Source organism: Pseudovibrio sp. POLY-S9 (genome assembly GCF_001431305.1).
Taxonomy (GTDB): Bacteria; Pseudomonadota; Alphaproteobacteria; order Rhizobiales; family Stappiaceae; genus Pseudovibrio.
Window position 1 is genome coordinate 1 of sequence record NZ_LCWX01000043.1, and the last position, 1,448, is coordinate 1,448.

Genomic DNA, 1,448 nt, shown 5'->3' on the forward strand with positions numbered 1-1,448 from the left:
TAGATTAGGAGTGAACAATGGGGCAATACACGAGGACCGCCAGCGCTGCAGCTGAGAAGGCGGTTAAAGACATCCAGCACAAGACCCGAAAGCGCTATTCCACTGAAGACAAGATTCGTATCATTCTGGCTGGACTGCGCGGTGAGGACAGTATTGCCGAGTTGTGCCGACAAGAAGGTATCTCACAGGGGCTTTACTACAGCTGGTCGAAGGAGTTTCTGGAAGCTGGTAAGAAGCGACTTGCTGGTGATACTGCCCGTCAGGCCAGCTCCGGTGAGGTCAAGGTGCTGCGCAAAGAAGCACGCGATCTCAAGGAGGTGGTCGCCGAACAAGCTCTGGAGCTGCGGCTTCTTAAAAAAGCATGCTCGAGGATGGGGGAGACGGCGAATGAGAAATCCCACCCACGAGAAGTTGGAGATTATCCGGCTGATTGAAGGATCACATCAGCCAATCAAGCGCACGTTGGAGCTGCTGAGTATTCCACGCTCAACGTTCTATGTTTGGTATGATCGCTATCTGGAAGGCGGTGTTGAAGCGTTGGAGGACAGAGTTTCACGTCCCGCCAAGATCTGGAGAACCGTATTCCCGATGAGATCAGAGCGCAGATTATCGAGATGGCGCTAGACGAGCCAGATTTGTCACCACGAGAGCTCGCGGTCCGCTTCACAGACACAAAAGGCTATTTTGTTTCAGAAGCTTCCGTCTATCGGTTGCTGAAAGCGCAGGACCTTCTTACCTCACCGGCCTATGTGGTCATCAAGGCCGCTGATGAGTTCAGGAACAAAACCACGGCTCCAAATCAGCAGTGGCAAACCGACTTCACCTATTTCAAGATCATAGGCTGGGGGTGGTTTTATCTGTCCACCGTGCTTGATGATTATTCCCGCTATATCATTGCCTGGAAGCTGTGCACCACAATGAAAGCCAAGGACGTCACCGACACTCTTCAGTTGGCGCTCGATGCCTCAGGCTGTGACCAATCAAAGGTGCTTCATCGACCGCGCCTGCTTTCTGACAATGGCAGCTCATACGTCTCGTCGGACTTGGCCGAATGGCTGGAGGAAAAAGATATGAAGCATGTCAGGGGTGCTCCTTATCATCCGCAAACCCAAGGCAAGATCGAACGCTGGCATCAAACCATGAAGAACCGCATCCTGCTCGAGAACTACTACATGCCAGGGGATCTGGAAGCCCAGATTGAAAGGTTCGTCGATTACTATAATCACCACCGCTATCACGAGAGCCTTGGGAACGTAACCCCGGCTGATGCCTATTGGGGACGCCATAAGCAGGTCCTGGAGCACAGGCAGGTGATTAAACGGAAAACTCTTCAAAACCGTCGCTTGTGCTACCACGCGCAAGCCGCTTAAAATCAAAACGTAAACCGGGCCAAACACCCCGCTACTCAGAAGCTAATTCTGTCTAACTTCACTCGACGACGGACAAGG

At 52.3% G+C, this 1,448-nt stretch carries 1 pseudogene; it reads left to right on the forward strand.

The window, feature by feature from the left end:
* Positions 1-17: 17 nt before the first annotated feature.
* Positions 18-1,370 (forward strand): annotated as a pseudogene (locus tag PPL9_RS02660) (IS3 family transposase).
* Positions 1,371-1,448: the final 78 nt, after the last annotated feature.